Below are 21,046 nucleotides of genomic sequence, written 5' to 3'. Positions count from 1 at the left end.
TTTTATGGTTTTTATTGGAAATCATATTCTAACTCTAAATAAAGCATTTATATTATGAAAATCTTATTAATTGAGGACGAACCCGAATTGCAGAAAAGTATCAAGCAATACTTTGAAATGGAAGGAAATGTAGTTGAAATAGCGTCAGATTACGGAAAGGCTGAACAGAAAATAGCAATTTACGATTACGATTGTATATTGGTCGATATTACTTTGCCTAATGGTTCTGGATTGGATTTAATAAAGGAAATAAAACTAAAAAAGTCTAAAGTAGGAGTTATTATTATTTCTGCCAAAAATTCGCTTGATGATAAAATTTATGGTTTAGATCTTGGTGCCGATGACTATTTGCCAAAACCGTTTCATTTATCGGAATTGAATTCGAGAATAAAAGCACTAATAAGACGTAAAAGTTTTGATGGAAATTTAGAAATCACTGTCAATGAAATTAGAATTTTGCCAGTAGAAAGAAGTGTTTTTGTGAATGATAAAAACGTGATTTTGACTTCTAAAGAATATGATTTATTACTCTATTTTATTGCAAATAAAAACAGAGTTGTTAGTAAAAATGCCTTGGCAGAACATCTTTGGGGTGATAATGCTGATAGACTTGATAATTTTGATTTTATATACAATCACGTAAAAAATCTTCGCAAAAAATTATTAGACAAAAAATGTGAAGATTACTTGCAAACCATATACGGAATAGGTTATAATTTTAAAACACACGAATGAAGTTACTTGCAAAAACCAGTTTATACTATTTACTATTGAGTATTCCGATTTTAATTTTATCGGGATTTGTTTGCTACTACGTAATTACAAAAGAGGTTAAAGACAGTAATAATGAATTATTGCTTAATCGAAAAATTCAAGTAGAACATTATTTAAAAAATAATGATACTGTGTCATTAAGTCTTATTATAAAAAGTAAAGAAGCTCAAATTGAAAAAATTAGACGAAGCCAATTTAAAAACGGAACAAAAACTATGTTTTCGGACACTTTGATACTTGATAAGCAAGAAGATGAAATGGCTGAACATCGAATGATTAGTTCTATTGTATCGGTAAGAAATACAAATTATCAAATTAAGATTTGGCGAAGCACACTTGAGTATGACGAACTGAAAGTTGGATTGTTTTACTTGATAACAATTATTTTATTTTTATTATTTTTAATTTCCTTATGTATTAATCTTCTAGTTGCTAAAACCTTATGGAAACCTTTCCATAAAACGATAAGTTCGTTAAAAACTTTTCGTGCCAGCGATAATGATGTCCCAGAATTTTCTAAAACAACTGTTACAGAATTTAAGGATTTGAATAATTCGCTTACTGAAATGATGGATAAAATGATTGTGGACTATAATAGTCAAAAGAAATTTACAGAAAATGCTTCCCACGAAATTCAAACACCGTTAGCAGTAATAAAATCGAAGGTAGATTTACTCATTCAATCTGCTAATTTAAAAGCAAATGAAGTAGAACTAATTATTGCTATTGACGATGCTTGTTCTAAATTAATACGATTAAACAAATCATTATTATTACTTACAAAAATTGAAAATAAACAATTTAAAACTACAGAAAATGTTTCAGTAGTTAAAATTATAAATCAATCATTACTTTTATTTGAAGAGCATATAAAAGCGAATAAAATTAAAGTGCTAAAAAACATTGAAGAAGATTTTTTCATCAATATGAATGCCGATTTATTCTTGGTACTTATTAATAATTTGTTTCAAAATGCGATTAGACATAATATTGAAGGAGGAAGTATTATTATTTTTATTAAAAACAATAGTTTATCCATACACAATACAGGCAAAGAAGAACCGCTTAATATGGCATTACTTTTTAAACGTTTTCAAAAAAATTCTACCTCTCATTTATCTACAGGATTAGGTCTAGCAATCGCAAATGAAATAGCCGAAGTAAGCGGATTGTCGTTAAAATATAAGTTTATTACTTATAGACATCGTTTTACTATAACATTTAAATAAAAAAACTGATTTACTACCATTTTAGCATAGAATTAAAATAGAATTACATTTAATATTTGTGCTATAAAATTAAAAACAATTAACTTTTAAATCTAAAAAAATGAAAAAAGTATTTTTAGCAATGGCAATCGCTTTTAGTCTAACAACGTTTGCACAAACAGAAGCAAAATCAAAAAAAGTAAATGTACCAGATGTTGTAAAAACGCAATTTACAAAAGACTTTCCTGGTAAAAAAGTAAAATGGGGAATGGAAGATGGCGACTTTGAAGCGGAATTTAAAATAAACGGAAGCGATGCATCAGCAGTTTATGATAAAAAAGGACACAAAAAGGGAGTTGAAATAACTATTAAAACGACTGAACTTCCTGCAAATGTATTAGATTATGTAAAAACAAATTACCCAAAAAGTAAAATTACTGAAGCTGCAAAAATTACTGATGATAAAAATGTAGTTACCTATGAAGCTGAAATTGGAAAAGATGGTAAATCATACGATGTTTTATTTGATGCAAACGGAAAATTTATAAAAATCGTTGAAGGAGATTAATTATTTGAGTTAGTTAATGGGCAACATTTTACTTGTTGCCCTTTTTTTAATCTATTAATAAAACCTACTCAAATGAAAAAAATAGTTCTTTTTACTTTATTGCTTACCACAATATACAGCAATGTTTTTGCGCAATCTAACGATAGTTTACCTAAAAATAATTATTTGCGTGTCTATTTAGATGGAGCTACAGAAAGTGAGAATTACATCAAAGTTAAGCTTTGGTATATAGATTATGTTCGTGATCAAAAACAATCGCAAGTACATATTATTATCAACTCACAACCAACAGCATCTGGTGGAATGAAATATAGTGTTCGCTTTTTAGGGCACGAAAAATTTGAAAATAAAAACGATACACTACAATATATTGCAAAAGTAGAAAATAGTAATCGTGAAAATCGTGATGAATTAACCAATGTAATTACAATGGGATTAATGCCTTATTTAGCATTAAACGGACAACAAAAATATATGGCTTTTGATTATACCGATAAAACCAAATTAGTAGAACAAAGTGTTGATAAATACAAGAATTGGGTATATACCGCAACCGCTAATACTTTTTTGAGTGGTGATAAAGTTTCGGAAGTTTTGTCTGCTGATGGTTCTTTTAGTGCTGCAAGAATTACAGATCAATGGAAAACAAGGTTGACGGCAGGATTAAGTTATGGAAGTAACAATTATGAAACTGCAACTTATAATTTTACAGGATCAACAGTTATAAAAAATTTAAAAGGTTTGATAGTAAAAAGTCTTGATGACCATTGGAGTTTAGGTTTAGAACCTGCTTTTTATGCTTCAACTTTTAGTAATGTAAAATCGCAATTCTCCATTGCATCGGGAATTGAATATGATGTTTTTCCGTACACGCAATCTGTAAATGATTTATTTACTTTTAAATATAGACTAAACCACTATACAACACTTATATAAATAACACTGTTTTTGATAAAACGAACGAGTTTTTATTCAATCAAATAGTAGATGTTACTTATACTCATATTGCACCTTGGGGGAATATATCTTCTACACTTACTGGTTCCGATTATTTGAACCACACCAAAGCTTATCGATTGGATTTAGTTAATCAAGTAAATTTTAGAGTAGCAAAAGGTTTATTTTTTAACATTACAGGAAACGCTTCATTAATCAATAACCAACTTTCTTTGAGTTCACAAAGTTTAACTCCAGAACAAATTATATTGAAACAAAGAGAAACACTAACTAATTTTAGCTATTCAATGCAAATTGGAGTGCGTTATACATTTGGTTCTATTTTTAATAATATAGTAAATCCTCGTTACGAAGGTGGAGTGAATATCGATAATGAACTATCAACAAAAGGAGAAACAGCTGATTAAAAATTTAGAAAAATGAAAATATTAAATAAAAGTATATACCTTTTTATAATTATGTTCTTGTTTAATACAACGAATGCTCAAGAAATTATAAAAAAAGATAGTATAAGTGATTCAAAAAATGAAAACATAAAATTTAATTATAAACAATTAATTATACCAACAGCACTTATTACTTATGGTGTTATTGGTATTGAAAGTGATGCTTTAAAAGGTGTAAATCTTGATATTAGAAATGAAGTAACCGAAAATATAGATAAGAAAATTACAATTGATGATTTCTCACAATATGTTCCAGCAGTATCGGTTTATGCTTTAAATTTAGGAGGAATAAAAGGAAAAAATAACTTGCGTGATAGAAGTATCATTTTGGCAACTTCTTATTTAATTATGGGAACTACAACCTATGGATTAAAAAATTTAACCAAAATAGAACGACCAGATGGAAGTGGCTTTAACTCTTTTCCATCTGGACATACAGCGACTGCATTTGCAGGTGCAGAGTTTTTGTGGCAAGAGTATAAAGATGTTTCTGTTTGGTATGGAATTTCAGTATATATTGTAGCCACAGGAACAGGATTCTTCAGAATTTACAACAACAAACACTGGTTAACCGATGTAGCTGCAGGTGCTGGTATTGGAATATTGAGTACTAAGGTGGCTTATTGGATTTTTCCTTATGTAAATAAACACATTTTTAACTCACAAAAAAATGGAACTACTGGAATGGTAGCTCCTTTTTATAATGGAAATCAAATGGGCGTAGGCATGATTTTAAATCTAAAATAACTATTTAAATTAAAACTAATTCGGATATTTACACTAAATTATAAAACTATGAAAAAAATAATATCTATTCTATTTGCTTGCTTTTGTATTAGCAGCTGCATCGGTCAAACCTATAAAGTTTCCAAAAAAATAAGTATCGCTGGCGATGAAGGTTGGGATTATTTAGCGGTAGATGATGTCAATCAACATTTATTTGTTTCTCATGGAAACGTAGTTAATGTGATTGATTTGAAATCAGATAAAACACTATTTACAATTTTAGATACAAAAGGTGTGCACGGAATTGCTGTAGCTTATGATTTAAATAAAGCTTTTATAACCTGCGGTAAAGAGAATGCTGTCGCTGTTGTTGATTTGAAAACGTTTCAACTAATTGAAAAAGTTGCCATTGAAGGACAGAAACCAGATGCGGTTTTATATGACCAATTTTCTCAAAAAGTGTTTACCTACAATGCTAAATCTAATGATGCAACAGTTCTTGATGCTATTACTAATAAAGTAATAAAAACAATTCCGCTTGGAGGAAAACCAGAATTTTCGGTGACTAATACCAAAGGTTTGATCTATGTAAATATTGAAGATAAAAACCAAATTAAAACCATTGATGCCACTAAATTAGAAGTTACAGCAACTTGGAGTATTGCGCCTGGTGACGAACCATCTGGATTGGCAATTGATTTGGAAACCAACCGATTATTTTCGGTTTGTGGAAATAATTTAATGATCATTGTTGATGCCTCAAATGGTAAAATAATTAAAACATTACCTATTGATGATGGTTGTGATGGCGTGGCATTTGATCCTAAGAAAAAACTTGTTTTTAGTTCTAACGGAATTGGAACAATTACTGTAGTAAAAGAAGATAATGCCAATAGTTTTTCGGTATTAGAAACCGTGGAAACTCAAAAAGGAGCACGAACAATTGCTTTGAATAGAACCACTAGTCAATTGTATTTATCAACTGCTGATTTTGGTGCTAAACCAGATCCAACAACTGAAAACCCAAAGCCAAGAGCGAGTTTGACTCCAAATTCATTTGTTGTTTTGGTTGTAGATAGTGCTATCAAATAAGTAGTCGAATTGCCTTAATTATATCAAAAGAAATTAAATATTTTTTCATGCTTTTTTTGTTTGGTGTTAAGTCTTTTTCGCAAGAAAAGGACTTACGCTTTTTACCATAAAACCTTCATCATTAGTCCATTGAAAATTAATTAATAATGAAACAATATCAGCTTTTTGCACTCCTATCAATGGTTTTTGCAGGATTGACATCCGTAATTGCAAAGGCAGGTTTAAAAAATGTAGCGTCGGATACCGGTTTAGCCGTGCGAACTTCGTTTGTGTTTTTTTTAATTTGGCTTAATATTTTAGTATTTAATACTACCAAAGATTTTGGAAACCTCACAAAAAGAGATATTTTATTACTTGGTGTTTCTGGATTCACAACTACAATTTCTTGGATATTTTATTATAGAGCAATGAAAATAGGTAGTGTTTCTGAAATTGCATTAATTGATAAGGGAAGTATCATTATCACTCTCGCACTTTCTTTTTTCTTCCTTAATGAACAATTTACTTGGAAAGTTGCTGTTGGAGGGTTGCTGATTATTGGAGGAATATTAGTTTTGACACTGAAATAGAATAAATTTCAAAATAATGAAAAGCACTTTTTTAGTTTTACTTTTTTTATGTAGCCTACTTTCTTTTTCACAAGAAAAGGACTTACGTTTTTATATGGAAAAAGCAAAAGCTAACTCTCCATTAGTAACTGATTTATCGAATCAAATCAAGTCCAATTCATTGGATAGTTTGCTCAACAAAGCATTGTACAAACCACAAGTTACTGGAAATTTGAATGCCAATTTTTCACCAAGTCTAAACGGATTTGGTTATGATAGTGCGGTTACTAATGGTCAATCGATTGCAGGATTGGTTGGAGTAAATAAAAGAATCATCGGAAAAAATCAAATCAAGTCGCAATCTGAAAGTTTTAAATTGCTTAAAGATGCTTTGGTTTTAAATAAAAAAATTGCGTTAAAGGATTTGAATAGAATTGTAGCGTCACAATATATTACCGCTTCTGGAAGTGCCGAACAAATTGAGTATAACAAAAAAATGAGTTCCTTACTCAAAGACGAAGCCGTCATTTTAAAAAAACTGACTCAAAATTCCATTTACAAACAAACCGATTATTTAATTTTTCTTTCATCATTAAAACAACAGGAATTATTAGTATTGCAGCTTCAACAACAATATCAAAATGATTTAGGTTTGCTTAATTATCTATGCGGAGTAACGGATACCACTTATATAAATTTGAAAAAACCTGATATTTCTTTAACAAATAGTAAAAGCACTAGTAAAAGTATTTTTATACAGCAATTTGAAGTAGACAGTTTGAAGATTTTAAATCAAAATAAACTTATTGATAATCGATACAAACCAGCCTTAAATTTGTTAAGTGATGCGGGTTATTTGTCTAGTTTTTACAGTCAAGGCTATAAGAACTTTGGTTTTAGTGTTGGTTTGGGGCTTTCAATTCCCATTTATGATGGTAATCAAAGAGATTTATTACATCAAAAAAATCAAGTTGCTTTGGCCACTAATTTGGCATACAAAAATAATTTCAATCGTCAGTATAATCAACAATTATTGCTTCTGAATCAAAAATTAGAACAAACCAATCAGGTAGAAAAACAATTGCAGTTACAACTTCAAGTAGCCGAGGCTCTCATAGAAGCTGATAAAAAATTATTACTCACAGGTGATGCTCAAATTACCGATTTTGTAATTGCAATAGGAAATATAATTACGATTAACAATACCATTTCTCAAAATAAAGTCACTAAACTTCAAATTATTAACGACCTTAATTATTGGAGTACAAATAACTAAATAGTATGAAAAAACACGTTCTATTTTATGCCATATTGCTGTTATCGTTTACCGCTTGTAAAAAAACGGAAGCACCTGAAAAGGATATTGATGCTAGTATTCCAGTAACACTAACCACCATTACTACTAGTGGATTGGAGGACTACGTTGAGTTGAATGGAACGGCTACTTATTTAGTCAAAAATGTTATTAAAGCCAATGCCACTGGATATTTGAATTCGGTCAATGTTGCTATTAATGATTTTGTTACCAATGGCAAAGAATTATTTTCAATAAAAACTCGAGAGGCAAAAGTATTGGGAAATACTATCAATAAAATTGATCCTACCTTAAATTTTGGCGGAGCTATCAAAGTACGTTCCAATACTAATGGCATTGTAATCTTAATAAGTGTACAACAAGGCGATTACATTCAAGATGGCGATCCATTGGTGACTATTAATGATACTAAAAGCTTTGGTATTTTATTAAGTTTGCCCTACGAGCTTAAAAAGTATGTTGCCGTTGGTCAATCGTTTCCAATTACTTTGCCCGATGGTACTACCAGAACTGGTACTGTTCAAAAGTTTATGCCTACTGTTGATGCAGTTTCTCAAACTCAAAATGTAGTTTTAAAAATTGATGGCAAACAAGATATTCCTGAGAATTTAATTGTGAAAGTGAAGATTAATAAATCGTCCAATTCTCATACTATTTCGTTGCCAAAAGCTGCCGTTTTAAGTGATGAAACAGAATCTCATTTTTGGATTATGAAACTGATTAATACCAATACGGCTGTAAAAATTCCAATTCAAAAAGGAATTGAAACTGATACTAAAATAGAAATTCTTTGGCCTATTTTAACTAATAAAGATCAAGTTTTATTGACAGGTAATTATGGCGTAAATGATACCATTAAAGTGAAAGTAATTAAAAATTAAAGTATGAATACTTTTTTTGTAAAGCATAAAAATGGTTTAAGCACAATAATTTTCCTGATTATTTTGGGCGGAATTTTTACGTATTCCAAAATGCAAACTAGTTTGTTTCCAGAAATTACGTTTCCGAAAATAAAAATTATTGCCGATGCAGGACAACAACCTATCGATAAAATGATGATTACGGTTACCAAACCACTTGAAAATGCGATTAAAAAAGTACAAGATTTAAAAACGGTACGAAGCACCACCAGCAGAGGAAGTTGTGAGATATCGGCTTTTATGGATTGGAAATCGGATATTGATTTGAGTAAAACGCGTATTGAAGAACAAATTAATCAAATTCAAAATAATCTTCCGCTGGGCACTCAAATAACCGTTGAGAAGATGAATCCGTCCATTCTACCCGTAATTGGATATGCCATGGAAGGCAGAGGAAAATCGGCTTTAGAATTAAAAAAAATTGCCAATTATACTATAAAACCATTTCTTTCACAAATTGATGGTGTTTCCGAAATTAGAATTATTGGCGGTAAAGAAAAAGAATATTGGTTGTCGTTGAATTTTAATAAAATGGCAGCTCTTGGTATCACGCCCGATGCTGTTTCGCAAGTATTGAGCCAGACTAATTTTATAAAATCCAATGGTTATTTAGCCGATTATCGTTATTTGTATTTGACAATAACTGATGCTCAAGTAGATCAAAAAGAAGAACTTGAAAATCTAGTAATTCTCAACAACGGAAAAGGAATTGTTACTCTTAAAGACATTTCTGAAGTTGAAATTAGAGAAGCAAAAGAATACATAAAAGTCAATGCCAACGGAAATGAAAGCATTTTAATTGCGGTAATCAAACAACCCAATTCTAACTTAATTGCAATTTCGGATGCTATGAGTGACAAGTTGGTTGCCTTAAAAAAAATCATACCCAAAGGCGTTACTATCAAACCGTATTATGAGCAAGCCAGTTTTGTAAATGACGCTGTAAAAAGTGTTACCGACAGTTTATTAATTGGATTGCTTTTAGCCCTAATTGTAGCGGTTTTGTTCTTAAAATCGTTTAAAGCAAGTGCTACTATTTTGATTGTAATTCCAGTTACTTTGGGACTCACGCTAATTGTTTTATACTTAACTGGCGCTACTTTTAATATTATGACTTTAGGAGCTATAGCAGCAGCTTTAGGATTAATTATTGATGATGCCATTGTTGTTGTGGAGCAAATACATAGAACCCACGAAGAACATCCAAGTGAACCCACCGTTTCGCTTTTGCAAAAAGCCATTCATTATTTATTTCCTGCCATGTTGGGTTCTTCTATAAGTACTATTGTGATTTTTATTCCTTTTGTATTAATGAGTGGTGTAGCTGGAGCCTATTTTAAAGTACTCACCGATACTATGATTATCACTTTAGTTTGTTCCTTTTTTGTAACTTGGTTATTGCTTCCAGTAGTTTATTTGTTACTTACTAAAAAAGGAAATAGTTATACATTAGGAAGAGAAACAAAGTCACATGATGTTCCAACACAAAAATGGGTGTCTTTTTTTATCGAAAAACCTATCTTCAGTATTTCATTTTGTGTTTTACTATTACTTTCTATTTTTATACTACTTCCCAATTTAGAAACTGGTTTTTTACCTGAAATGGATGAAGGAAGCATCGTTTTAGATTATGAAAGTCCACCAGGAACTTCACTAGAAGAAACCGACAGAGTGCTGAAAGAAGTAGAGAAAATAATCATCAGTATCCCCGAGGTTGACGCTTATAGCAGACGAACAGGTACACAAATGGGTTTTTTTATTACTGAGCCTAATCGTGGAGATTATTTAATTCAATTAAAAAAAGACAGAAATAAAACCAGTAATGCCGTTATAGATGAAATTCGTGCTAGGGTAGAAGCCACACAGCCTGCATTGCGTATAGATTTTGGTCAAGTAATTGGCGATATGTTGGGCGATTTAATGAGTTCGGTTTCTCCAATTGAGGTAAAAGTTTATGGAGGCAATCAAATAATTTTGCAAAAAACAGCCAAACAAGTTGCTGCCATTGTAGAAAAAGTAAAAGGTACCGCCGATGTTTTTGACGGTATTGTTTTGGCTGGACCAGCTATTAATATTGAGCCCAATTACAAACAACTGGCGCAATACGGAATTACACCTAGTAACTTACAGTTTCAATTGCAAACCGCTCTCGAAGGTAATGTGGTCGGCGGCTTGTTGGAAAACGAACGTATTATTCCCATACGATTGATTTATGCCAATGGACAAAAACGAAGTTTGGAAGATATTAAGCAACTTAAACTTTTTTTACCGAGCGGACAATCAGTACCCATAACTAATTTGGTTACTATAAACGTTCAAAAGGGAATCGCCGAAATTCAACGAGAAAACCTTCAAATGATGAGTGTCATTACAGGACGATTGGACAATCGAGATTTGGGTAGTGTAATGCAAGAAATTCAAAATAAAGTAACTGCTGAAGTGCATCTTCCCTCAGGATATTATATAGAATATGGCGGTGCTTATAAAGACCAACAACAATCTTTTAAAGAATTATTACTGATTTTAATCACTTCATCCTTGTTGGTTTTTGGAGTAATTTTATTTCTTTTTAAAGATTTTAGAGTAGCATTAGTGATTCTTTTAATCTCTGTTTTAGGAATAGCTGGTAGTTATTTGTTGCTTTTTATAACAGGAACGCCATTAAATGTTGGTAGCTATACAGGAATCATTATGATTGTAGGTATAATTGCAGAAAATGCTATTTTCACTTTTCTTCAATTTAGAGAAACCTTCAAACTGACACGAAATGTAAATGAATCCATTATTTATTCTATTTCAACCCGATTGCGACCAAAACTAATGACCGCTTTGGGAGCTATTATAGCTCTTTTACCATTAGCCATAGGAATAGGAACTGGTTCAGAATTGCATCAACCTTTAGCGATAGCCGTAATTGGTGGTTTTATTATTGCAATGCCTTTGTTATTGATAGTGCTACCAAGTTTTTTAGCGCGGGTTTATAAAAATGAGAAACATTTTAAGCATTTGGAATAAATTAAAAAAGGATGCTTGTTATTTAAAACAAACACCCTTTAATTATCGAATAATAATTAACTCTAAAATTTCATTCTCTGTATTCTAACCGCATTTAAAATAGCCAATAACGCTACTCCAACATCAGCAAAAACGGCTTCCCACATTGTAGCTAAACCTCCTGCGCCAAGAACTAAAACAATTGCTTTTACAATAAATGCTAAACCTATATTTTGCCAAACAATTTGTTTTGTTTTCTTGCCAATATTAATAGCAGTAAAGATTTTATATGGTTGGTCGTTTTGAATTACAATATCAGCGGTTTCTATTGTGGCATCGCTTCCTAAACCACCCATTGCAATTCCTGCATCGGCAAGAGCAACTACTGGTGCATCGTTTACACCATCGCCCACAAAAGCAATTTTTAGGTTTTGAAGTTTTAGTTCTTCGACCTTTTCTACTTTGTGTTCGGGTAATAAATCGCCGTGTGCTAAATCTATGTTTAGTTCTGTTGCAACTGCATTTACAACGGCTTGTTTGTCGCCCGAAAGCATAACGGTTTTGATGTTTATTTTATGTAAACTTTCGATGGCTTGTTTTGCGTCTTCTTTGATTTCATCGGCAATTAGAAAATATCCTGCATATTTTTGATTGATTGCTATAACAATAATTGTAAAAGGTGTATTGTCGATTTCGGCATCGTAGCTGATATTGAATTTTTTCATCAGTTTGATATTTCCTGCCAAAATTTCGTTTCCGTCAACTTTTCCTTTTAGTCCGTGTCCTGCAATCTCTTCAACATCGGTAACAGTTGCGTTTTTTTCTGTTCCTTTTGCATATTCGATTATTGCAGTACCAACAGGATGTGTTGATTTGGTTTCGAGTGCTGATGTGAATTTTACTAAATCGGCTTCGGGAATATCAATTGCTACTACTTTCTGAACTTTAAAAACTCCTTTGGTTAGCGTTCCTGTTTTGTCCATAACGACGACTTGAATTGATGCCATTATGTCGAGAAAACTTGAACCTTTGAATAATATTCCGTTTTTACTTGCTGCACCAATTCCGCCAAAATAGCCTAATGGAATACTGATAACCAATGCACACGGACACGAAATAACCAAAAAAACTAATGCACGGTACAACCAATCTCTAAACACATAATTATCGACAAAAAGCATAGGTAAAACACAAATTAAGATCGCCAATACTACCACTATTGGGGTATATATTTTAGCAAATTTGCGGATAAATAATTCGGTTGGTGCTTTTTTGGCGGTGGCATCTTGCACCATTTCAAGTATTTTTGATAATTTACTATCGGTGTAAGCGGTTGTAACTTCTACTTGTGCAATAGTGTTTAGGTTTATCATTCCTGCTAAAACGGTTTCGCCTTTTAGTTTGGTGTCGGGTTTGCTTTCGCCTGTGAGTGCGGCTGTGTTGAATGAAGCCGTATCTGATAGTAATTCGCCATCTAAACCCAGTTTTTCTCCTGCTTTGAGTTGGATAATATCGCCAATTTTTGCGGTTGATGCTTTGATGGTTTTGGCTACATTGTTTTCAAGAACAGTCACCTCGTCTGGTCGCTGGTCGAGTAAGGTTTTAATATTGGCTTTTGCTCGTTGCACTGCCAAGGTTTGAAAAATTTCGCCAATGGCGTAAAATAGCATTACGGCAACGCCTTCAGGAAATTCGGCAATGGCAAATGCTCCGATTGTTGCTATTGACATTAATAGAAATTCTGAAAATATTTCGCCTTTGCGAATGCTTTCAAATGCTTCTTTAACCACAGGAAAACCAACAGGAAGGTATGCCAAAATGTACCAACCAATACGCACCCAACCTGTGAACCAAGTTTGAGTAAAATAGTTGTCGAAAGCAATTGCAATGAGTAATAATGTAAAACTTATGATTGCTGGCAAGAACATTTGAAACATTGTTTGGTCTGTGCCTGAATGGTCGTGTCCGTCATCGTCTGAATGTTCGTCGTGGCTGTGTGCATCGTGGTCGTGTCCGTCCTCGTGATTGTCATTGTGTTTATGAGGTGCTTTTACAGGTTCGTCATCGCCACAGCAACTGTCTTTTTTTGGTTTGTTTTTGGTTTTTTTGTCTGCCAAAAGATTTATTTTTTCTTCTTGAGTACAACAAATTTGTTTGCCGTTTTTGTCAAAAATATGTTTGTGTTTTGGGTCTGTATTTTTCATGATTTATTATTTAAAATTAAGAGTTAAATTTACTATTTTTTACATCTGGTAATAAAGTTTTTGTTGCTGGATGTTAGGGATATTAATTTCGTTTATCATTTGCAATATATTTATTTCTATGGTTTGTGCAATTGTAGTAATTGGAACGTCTGTTGGTGTATTTTCGAATGGGTCCTGCATTAGTATTGCTGTTTTTTCTATAGTTAGAAAAATAGTTGGTAATAGTATTGTTAAAACTATTTCGATAACAATTTGAGAATCATCTAAGCCAAAAGGTAAAAGAAAGGTAAATATATATATAAGAGTATGTAAAACCAAACTATATGATTTTGGAAAAACTGTATTTTTTATTCGTTCGCACATGCCCATACTAGCACAAAAATTGTTAAGAGTTGTATTGAGTTGCATCAATTGCAATTCTGATAGGCTATTTTTTTTCGCAAGTTTTTTTAACTGGTTTGCATGAGCATCAAGTAAAGCATTTGGAATATTTGATGCTTCAATGTTATTTAACTCGATAAATTCTTTTACTTTTTTTGAATAAGTTTGTCTTCTTAACGATTCGCCAAGTGCATAAGTCCATATTATTTGTCGTTCAGTAAATAATTTAATTTCAGAAAAATTGGTTCCTGAATTGAATTGAATTAGGAGTCGCACAAAGGTGCGAGAATCATTTACAATTGCTCCCCAAATTTTGCGTGCTTCCCACCACCTATCGTAAGATTGTGAGGTACGAAAAGCCAAAAGTAATGAAACTACAGTTCCAACTATTGCCACTATTGGCAATGGTAATATAATGTTTGTAAAAATTGGATGTGTATCTAAAAAACCAACAAATATGGCAAAACAAATAATTAGTAGTAGTTGGTATTTTATTTGATTTAGAAAGTACCAGAGAGATATTTTTTTATTTAATAACATTTGAAAATATTTTTATTTTAAGTTTGAAATTGCACTTATTGTTAGTGCCACAATGATTGTATTGAATAAAAAAGATATTAAACTATGAAATAAAACAAAACGCCTAATTGTTCTTGAAGTTATTACAATGTCTGAAACTTGAAAAGTCATTCCTATTACGAACGAAAAGTAGGCAAAATCTAAATAATCGGGTTTGGTTTTGCTGGGAAATTTTATACCACCAATATTAGTACCTGTATTGAGTTCGTTATGGTCGTGGTATAAATGAGCATATCTAATTGTAAATGTTGTGTGCAAAAGTGTCCACGAAAATACAACTGGTGAGATTGAAATAATAGAATAAAAAAGTTTATATTGATTTACATAGTTTTTTTCAGTTATTAATGCCAAAGTTCCAAAAAGACTAAAAATTACAGCAACAACCACAATCCCAAATATGATTTTAATATTTTCATCTTGTTTTGCAACAATGTGACACAATTCGTGGGCTTGTGTTGAGAAAAAAAGTGTCCAACTGAAAAATAACATTGATATACAAAAAGCATCCCAACTTAAAATAATACGATTATTAAAATTGACATTTAAATAAAACAATAAACTAAATATAATTATTGAAAGTATTGAAGAAATAATTAATTTTTTAGAACCCGTTATTTTTTCAATCCAATGATGTTTGCTGTTATTCTCCATTATTTTAAATGTTTACGCTATCATTCCAATTATTAAAAATATAAGAAACCCAACAAAAAACATTGCGGTTTGAAATAAAGTTTCTTTTTCTTCGTGTGCTTCGGTTAATAATTCTTCGATTACCAAAAATAACAAAGCGGCAAGCCCAAAGGATAAAACTAGTTCTAACCATTCTTGTGATAAACCTGATAAAAGTGTAATTCCTATAATGGCACCTACAAAGAATAGTAAACCTAATACTAGTAATATCATTAGGTTTTTTTGTTTGGATATATTGGCATCGGCGCAAGCTAAAACTACGGCTAAACCTAATGAAAATACCTCAAATGCTAATGCGACAGACAGTAAAATCCCTTCGGTGTTTCCGGCGGCAAAACCTACACCGAGTAACAAACCATCAATCACCAAATCGATGCCTAATACTACCAATAAGCCTATTGGTAAAGCATTCTTTTTTTTATTTGCTTCTGATTTTTCTTCAAATTTTTCTGCAAAGTATTTTATCAATAGCATTGTTAAAATTCCCAAACTAAAACCGATACCAACTTCTACAGGTTTATGATTTTTGATAATTTCGGGCAATAATTCTACTGCCACCACCGAGAAAACCACACCACCTGCAAAATGAAGCACAGAACTTTTAAATGCTTCACTAGGTGTTTTTATTAATCCTACAATTCCTCCAAAAAGTATTGAAATAAGTGGAATTAACGCGTATAAATAGACTTCTGAAATGTTTGTCATATATTATTTTTAAATTAACTTAATATTTTAATTATTCATCTTCTTGATTATGTTTGTGAATCATTTTTTCTTTCCATTTTAAATACCATTTTTGATGATGCAATGAAAGTAAAAAATACAAAGACATTGAACCTACAATTGCTATTATAAACATATTTACTCCAATAGCAACGCCAATAGCTGATGTACACCATACAGTTGCTGCTGTTGTTAACCCTTTTGATGCTCCTGTGCTAGAATTACGATAAATAATTCCAGCTCCAAGAAAACCAACACCAGTAATAATATTGGCAATTACTCTTGATGTATCTGACGGATTATTTACTAAATGAGCAGTTATGCTTGTAAACATAGTTGCTCCAATACAAACGGCTGCATAGGTTCTTATTCCTGCATCACGACCGTGTTTTTCTCTATCTAAACCTATAAATGCTCCTAATAAAAAGGAAACAATTAATTTTGAAACGATAATTAATTCAAAAGTAACATCCATAATTTTGCAGATTTATTTTCATTTTACTTTGTACTATTAATAATCCATTCTTTCGCTTTTTCCCTTTCTGACATTTCAAAATAAACCAAATTAGCATTTACAAATGGTTTCATTATTGACTGCATACACTTTTTCCACTTTTTATCACCAACAATAGCAATAGTCTCTATATCTTCTGAATGTATAAATTTCATACTGCCGTAGTTTATTTCAATTTCACCATCTTCCCAAAAACCTATTGATTCAGATTCCGAATCATCATCCATTTCAAAATACCAGCGGACTTTTTTACCTGTATTTATTATATTGTGGATAAACGGATGAATCTTTTCGTAGTCTTTTATTCCTAGTAAGTCATTAGCACGAGTAGCTATAACATTCTTTCCAGTAAAGTCTAACATTTGTAACATAATTCAAATATTTTAAAGTTTTGAGTAGTTTTTAATCAAAAAACTATTACTAACTGTTTGTATAAATCATATAAAATTTTGAAATACCATATCGATATCCACATTGTAATTGTAGACATGAATGTTTTGATTCCTATAAAATTAATCCAAATGAAAAATAGATTGAATTTGATGCTTCAATTTTTCGTTCAATATTATTTTTCTTCATTTTAAATAAGTCACTTTGACTCTCATACCCAACACCTAAATTTAATTTATCAGATGCTTTAAATTTTATACCGAGTTGAGTTGAAAAACCAATATTCCAACCTAAATTTTTATCGTTAAAATTTCCACTTGTCGTTTCAACAGTTTGTTTTAATAAAGTATTTCCATATAAACCTAACCCTACTGATAAAAATATGTTAGAGTCAGCTTTATCTTTAAATATATTGATGTTACTTTTTAAATTTAAAGGCAAATGCAAATAAGTGTTTTTTATACTTGAAGTTGTGCCTAACGCTATTCTGTTACCATCAAACTCAATTAATCCGATACCCGTTGAGATATTTATTTTTTTATTAATTTTTTTTGAAAACAAAATGTCAGCACTGTTTGTAAATCCATTAAGAGCTACATTTCCTGTTTCCTGATACTTTAATGTTCCTAATTTAGCTACCACAACAAATTCAAATTTATTTGGACCATCTTCTTCAAATGTCCTTTTTGTTTGTCCTATAATATGATTTGAGGTAATGAATAGAAACGAAAAAATGAATGTTGATTTTAAAATTACGTTCTTCATGATATTGATTTTTAAGTTGATACTAAAATATTGTTGAATGTGTAAATCTCATACGCTGTAATTTGTTTGATTAATAGCTCAGAATTATAAAACTATCAAGTATTTATTCATTTTTTTGCTATTTTTAAATGTAAAATACCATTTAATATTCTTGATCTATTTCTGTATTGGTTTGATTATGTTTACTATTTTCAGGTTTGATCTGAAATGTTTGTCATACTATTCGTTTTTTAAATATGTATCGCCTTGTTATCTGTTGCCATACAGGCTTCTCTAAATGCTTCTGTATAGGTTGGGTGTGCGTGGCTTGTTCTAATTACATCTTCGCAAGAGGCTCTATATTCCATTGCTAGTACAGCTTCTGCTATTAAATCTGCTGTTCTTGCACCTATCATATGAACGCCTAAAATTTCATCTGTCGCACTATTTGCTAATACTTTTACTAAACCATCTTCGTCTCCGCTTGCTATTGCTCTACCTAATGCTTTAAAAGGAAAACTTCCCGATTTATAATTTATTCCTTGTTCTTTTAATTGCTCTTCGGTTTGTCCAACCGATGCCAATTCTGGCCAAGTATAAACTACATTTGGAATCAGATTATAATTAATATGTGGTTTTTGTCCAGCTATAATCTCGGCTACCAATACACCTTCTTCTGATGCTTTGTGTGCCAACATTGCACCCCGAATTACATCACCAATGGCATAAATATTCGGAATATTAGTTTGTAATGTTTTTTCATCAACTGGAATTCGTCCTTTGTCTAACTCAATACCCAAACTTTCTAAATTTAATCCTTCGGTATAAGGCTTTCTACCAATGGCAACCAAACAATAATCGCCTTTAAGTTCAATAATTTGTCCATTATTATCTGCGGTTACTACTACTTCACTACCTAGGTTTTCAACTTTTGCAACTTTATGATTAAAATAAAATTCTGGCGAAAAATCTTTCTTCATTGATTTTTGCAATTCTTTCCCCATTGTTTTATCCATTGTTGGAATCAGACTATCGGCAAATTCTACAAATGTAATTTTTGCTCCTAATCGTGCAAATACTGAACCCATTTCGGCACCAATAACTCCTGCACCAATGATGATTAGGCTTTTTGGTATTTCTGACAAACTTAATGCTTCGGTAGAAGTTATAATTCTTTTTTTATCTAAAGGAATAAATGGCAAAACAGTTGGTTTAGAACCAGTTGCAATGATGATGTTGTCGGCTGTAATAGTTTCTTCGGTGTTGTCAAGTTTTACAATTTTGATGGAATTTTTATCAATAAAAGAACCCAAACCGTTATAAACTGTGATTTTATTTTTACTCATTAAATAATGTATGCCGTCATTTATTTTTTTGATTACTCCGTTTTTTCGGGTAACCATTTGATTAATATCGGCTTCTGGAGTTCCAATTTTTATTCCGTGTTCGGCAAAAATATGATTGGCATTAAAAAAATGTTCTGAACTATCCAATAATGATTTTGATGGAATACAGCCCACATTAAGACAAGTACCGCCTAATGTGTTGTATTTTTCTATAATGGCAACGGTTAATCCTAATTGCGCGGCTCTAATGGCAGCTACATATCCGCCAGGTCCAGAGCCTATAATTGCTAAATTGTATTGCATAAAGTTAAATTTTTAATTAAGTAAAAAAAAAAATCAGGCATAATCTTACTTATGCCTGAAGCTTTTTATTCTGATGGTTCTGAATCTACACCAGCATCGATTCTAAATGAGATTTGACAAATAACGCCATAGGTTGTTACTTTTCCATCTTTTACGTGCGCTTTGGTATCTTTAACGTATACCGAATCTACGTTGCGAATGGTTTTAGAAACTTCTGTAACTGCGTTTTGAATTGCATCTTCAATTCCGATTGCCGAAGTTGCAATAACTTCGATTACTTTTACTACTGCCATAATTTGGTTTTTTTAAGATTAATTAAAGGTTTAAATATAGGAAAAACTTTCGTTTTGCCTTTCTTGGTTGTTTTATTCTTCTCCTTTATTGGTTAGTTTAGCATTTACAAAAAACGCTCCTTTGGTTACAATTTTAGCATTTGCTGCTATATCTTTTACTAAAGTTATTGCAGTATAACCCAAATTTGAGACACCTTTAACTACTTCAATTTTTTCAAAGTTGGTATTTTTTGCATCTTGCTCTTTACCTTTTGTTTCAGTTTCTTTTTGTTCTTCGCCTTCTTCAGGTTTTTCTTCTTCGGCTTTTTTATTGGTAACAACAAAAATGTAATCTTTGCCTTCTGCACTCACGATAGCATCATTAGGAACTGCACTTGTTGTAACATTATTTAAACTTACTATGGCAGTGATATTCATACCATCTATTAATCCTGATTTATTACCTTGAACTGTGGCGTGAACAGGAATTGATTTACTATCGTTTTCAAATGAAGCACCTATTGAATATACTTTGGCGTTATAATCTTCACTAGAATTATTGGTAATTCTGAAATGAATAATTTGCCCAACTTTTAACATTGGTAAATCTTTTTCGAAAACATTCAAATCCAAATGCAATTGAGAGTTATCTACAATTTCGGCAACAGGCGACGATACATCAACATAACTTCCGATTTTTGCAAACACATTACTTATTGTACCACTTATTGGGCTTGTAACCGTTAATGCAGAGCGCAAATTACTATTATTTAAACTTGATGGATTAATACCCATCAGTTGAATTTGTTGTTGTAATGATGCTCTGCGAGTGCGCATTGATTTTAGTTCAGCATCGGCATTTTGATAATTTTTTAATGCTCCTGCATTTCCTGCATTTAATTCTTTTTGCCTTGCGACTTCTTGTTCGGCAAAGATTATTTTACTTGAGGTGCTCAAATACTCTTCTTGTAATTGTATGAATTGAGGATTGGCAATTGTAGCAATTACTTGCCCTTTTTTTACAAAATCTCCTAATTGTACCGTAATGCTTTTGACCACACCACCATAAAGCGATGTTGCATTTGCTTTGTTATTATTGGGTACTCGCAACGCTCCATTTGCTTTGAGCGTTGCTGTTAATTGTTTTTGTTCAATAGACCCAAATTGTACATCTACTGTTTTTATTTGTTCGGCAGTGAGTGATGCAATTGATGTTGGTGCTTCATCGGTTGTTACTTTTTCTTCGGTTTCATCTAGTTTAGTTTCTTTACTACCGCAAGAAATTATTGCTAAACAGGAAATTGCAATCAAAAAGTAATTCTTATATTTTATTTTTAAAGTTTTCATTTTTT

At 31.5% G+C, this 21,046-nt stretch carries 21 protein-coding genes; 11 read left to right on the top strand and 10 right to left on the bottom strand.

The annotated features are described in order from the left end of the window. Positions 1 to 54 precede the first annotated feature (54 nt). The 11 genes from ACODSI_RS01885 (at position 55) to ACODSI_RS01835 (ending at position 11,569) form a co-directional block, all read left to right on the top strand. The gene (locus tag ACODSI_RS01885) at positions 55 to 735 is read left to right on the top strand and encodes a response regulator transcription factor (protein ID WP_488915149.1); all 681 of its coding nucleotides are present in this window, start codon (positions 55 to 57) and stop codon (positions 733 to 735) included. Further along, a complete protein-coding gene (locus ACODSI_RS01880) occupies positions 732 to 2,003 on the top strand; it encodes a sensor histidine kinase (RefSeq protein WP_488915148.1) in 1,272 nt (423 codons plus the stop codon). Before ACODSI_RS01885 ends, ACODSI_RS01880 begins: the two co-directional genes overlap by 4 nt. A gap of 100 nt (positions 2,004 to 2,103) precedes the next feature. Then, positions 2,104 to 2,550 (top strand): PepSY-like domain-containing protein, encoded by a 447-nt coding sequence (locus ACODSI_RS01875; protein ID WP_488915147.1) that lies wholly within the window; start codon positions 2,104 to 2,106, stop codon positions 2,548 to 2,550. 72 nt (positions 2,551 to 2,622) lie between these two features. Continuing rightward, a complete protein-coding gene (locus ACODSI_RS01870; protein WP_488915146.1) occupies positions 2,623 to 3,486 on the top strand; it encodes a hypothetical protein in 864 nt (287 codons plus the stop codon). A 140-nt stretch (positions 3,487 to 3,626) separates the two neighbouring features. Next, positions 3,627 to 3,914 carry a hypothetical protein gene (locus ACODSI_RS01865; RefSeq protein WP_488915145.1) on the top strand — a complete coding sequence of 96 codons (288 nt, stop codon included), beginning with the start codon at positions 3,627 to 3,629 and terminating at the stop codon, positions 3,912 to 3,914. A gap of 12 nt (positions 3,915 to 3,926) precedes the next feature. Beyond that, the gene (locus tag ACODSI_RS01860) at positions 3,927 to 4,700 is read left to right on the top strand and encodes a phosphatase PAP2 family protein (RefSeq protein WP_488915144.1); all 774 of its coding nucleotides are present in this window, start codon (positions 3,927 to 3,929) and stop codon (positions 4,698 to 4,700) included. Positions 4,701 to 4,748: 48 nt separating this feature from the next. After that, positions 4,749 to 5,771, top strand: coding sequence for a YncE family protein (locus ACODSI_RS01855; RefSeq protein ID WP_488915143.1), 1,023 nt, complete (start codon positions 4,749 to 4,751; stop codon positions 5,769 to 5,771). A gap of 146 nt (positions 5,772 to 5,917) precedes the next feature. Next, positions 5,918 to 6,340, top strand: coding sequence for an EamA family transporter (locus ACODSI_RS01850; protein ID WP_488915142.1), 423 nt, complete (start codon positions 5,918 to 5,920; stop codon positions 6,338 to 6,340). A gap of 94 nt (positions 6,341 to 6,434) precedes the next feature. After that, entirely contained in the window at positions 6,435 to 7,595 is a 1,161-nt protein-coding gene (locus ACODSI_RS01845; protein ID WP_488915141.1) for a hypothetical protein, read from the top strand. A gap of 5 nt (positions 7,596 to 7,600) precedes the next feature. Further along, positions 7,601 to 8,515 carry an efflux RND transporter periplasmic adaptor subunit gene (locus ACODSI_RS01840; protein WP_488915140.1) on the top strand — a complete coding sequence of 305 codons (915 nt, stop codon included), beginning with the start codon at positions 7,601 to 7,603 and terminating at the stop codon, positions 8,513 to 8,515. Between the two features lie 3 nt (positions 8,516 to 8,518). Beyond that, on the top strand, positions 8,519 to 11,569 hold the full coding sequence (locus ACODSI_RS01835; protein WP_488915139.1) for an efflux RND transporter permease subunit: 3,051 nt from the start codon (positions 8,519 to 8,521) through the stop codon (positions 11,567 to 11,569). A 62-nt stretch (positions 11,570 to 11,631) separates the two neighbouring features. Here the strand turns inward: ACODSI_RS01835 and ACODSI_RS01830 are convergent, their stop codons facing one another. The 10 genes from ACODSI_RS01830 to ACODSI_RS01785 form a co-directional block, all read right to left on the bottom strand. After that, positions 11,632 to 13,752 (bottom strand): heavy metal translocating P-type ATPase, encoded by a 2,121-nt coding sequence (locus tag ACODSI_RS01830; protein WP_488915138.1) that lies wholly within the window; start codon positions 13,750 to 13,752, stop codon positions 11,632 to 11,634. A gap of 39 nt (positions 13,753 to 13,791) precedes the next feature. Beyond that, entirely contained in the window at positions 13,792 to 14,673 is an 882-nt protein-coding gene (locus ACODSI_RS01825) for a bestrophin family protein (RefSeq protein ID WP_488915137.1), read from the bottom strand. Between the two features lie 12 nt (positions 14,674 to 14,685). After that, positions 14,686 to 15,363 (bottom strand): DUF1345 domain-containing protein, encoded by a 678-nt coding sequence (locus tag ACODSI_RS01820; RefSeq protein ID WP_488915136.1) that lies wholly within the window; start codon positions 15,361 to 15,363, stop codon positions 14,686 to 14,688. A 12-nt stretch (positions 15,364 to 15,375) separates the two neighbouring features. After that, a complete protein-coding gene (locus ACODSI_RS01815; protein WP_488915135.1) occupies positions 15,376 to 16,107 on the bottom strand; it encodes a ZIP family metal transporter in 732 nt (243 codons plus the stop codon). Between the two features lie 31 nt (positions 16,108 to 16,138). After that, positions 16,139 to 16,600 (bottom strand): MgtC/SapB family protein, encoded by a 462-nt coding sequence (locus ACODSI_RS01810; RefSeq protein ID WP_488915134.1) that lies wholly within the window; start codon positions 16,598 to 16,600, stop codon positions 16,139 to 16,141. 23 nt (positions 16,601 to 16,623) lie between these two features. Continuing rightward, positions 16,624 to 17,010, bottom strand: coding sequence for a SpoIIAA family protein (locus ACODSI_RS01805; RefSeq protein ID WP_488915133.1), 387 nt, complete (start codon positions 17,008 to 17,010; stop codon positions 16,624 to 16,626). Between the two features lie 133 nt (positions 17,011 to 17,143). Then, entirely contained in the window at positions 17,144 to 17,794 is a 651-nt protein-coding gene (locus ACODSI_RS01800; protein ID WP_488915132.1) for a hypothetical protein, read from the bottom strand. Between the two features lie 230 nt (positions 17,795 to 18,024). Further along, complete coding sequence (gene lpdA, locus ACODSI_RS01795) at positions 18,025 to 19,422, bottom strand: dihydrolipoyl dehydrogenase (RefSeq protein ID WP_488915131.1); 1,398 nt, start codon at positions 19,420 to 19,422, stop codon at positions 18,025 to 18,027. A gap of 65 nt (positions 19,423 to 19,487) precedes the next feature. After that, complete coding sequence (locus tag ACODSI_RS01790) at positions 19,488 to 19,715, bottom strand: dodecin family protein (protein ID WP_488915130.1); 228 nt, start codon at positions 19,713 to 19,715, stop codon at positions 19,488 to 19,490. A 72-nt stretch (positions 19,716 to 19,787) separates the two neighbouring features. Beyond that, a complete protein-coding gene (locus ACODSI_RS01785) occupies positions 19,788 to 21,041 on the bottom strand; it encodes an efflux RND transporter periplasmic adaptor subunit (RefSeq protein ID WP_488915129.1) in 1,254 nt (417 codons plus the stop codon). Positions 21,042 to 21,046 lie beyond the last annotated feature (5 nt).

It is taken from the genome of Flavobacterium sp. FG139 (genome assembly GCF_057809695.1).
The sequence above is the reverse complement of the archived record's forward strand: the minus strand, read 5'-3'. Positions and strand labels throughout refer to the sequence as shown.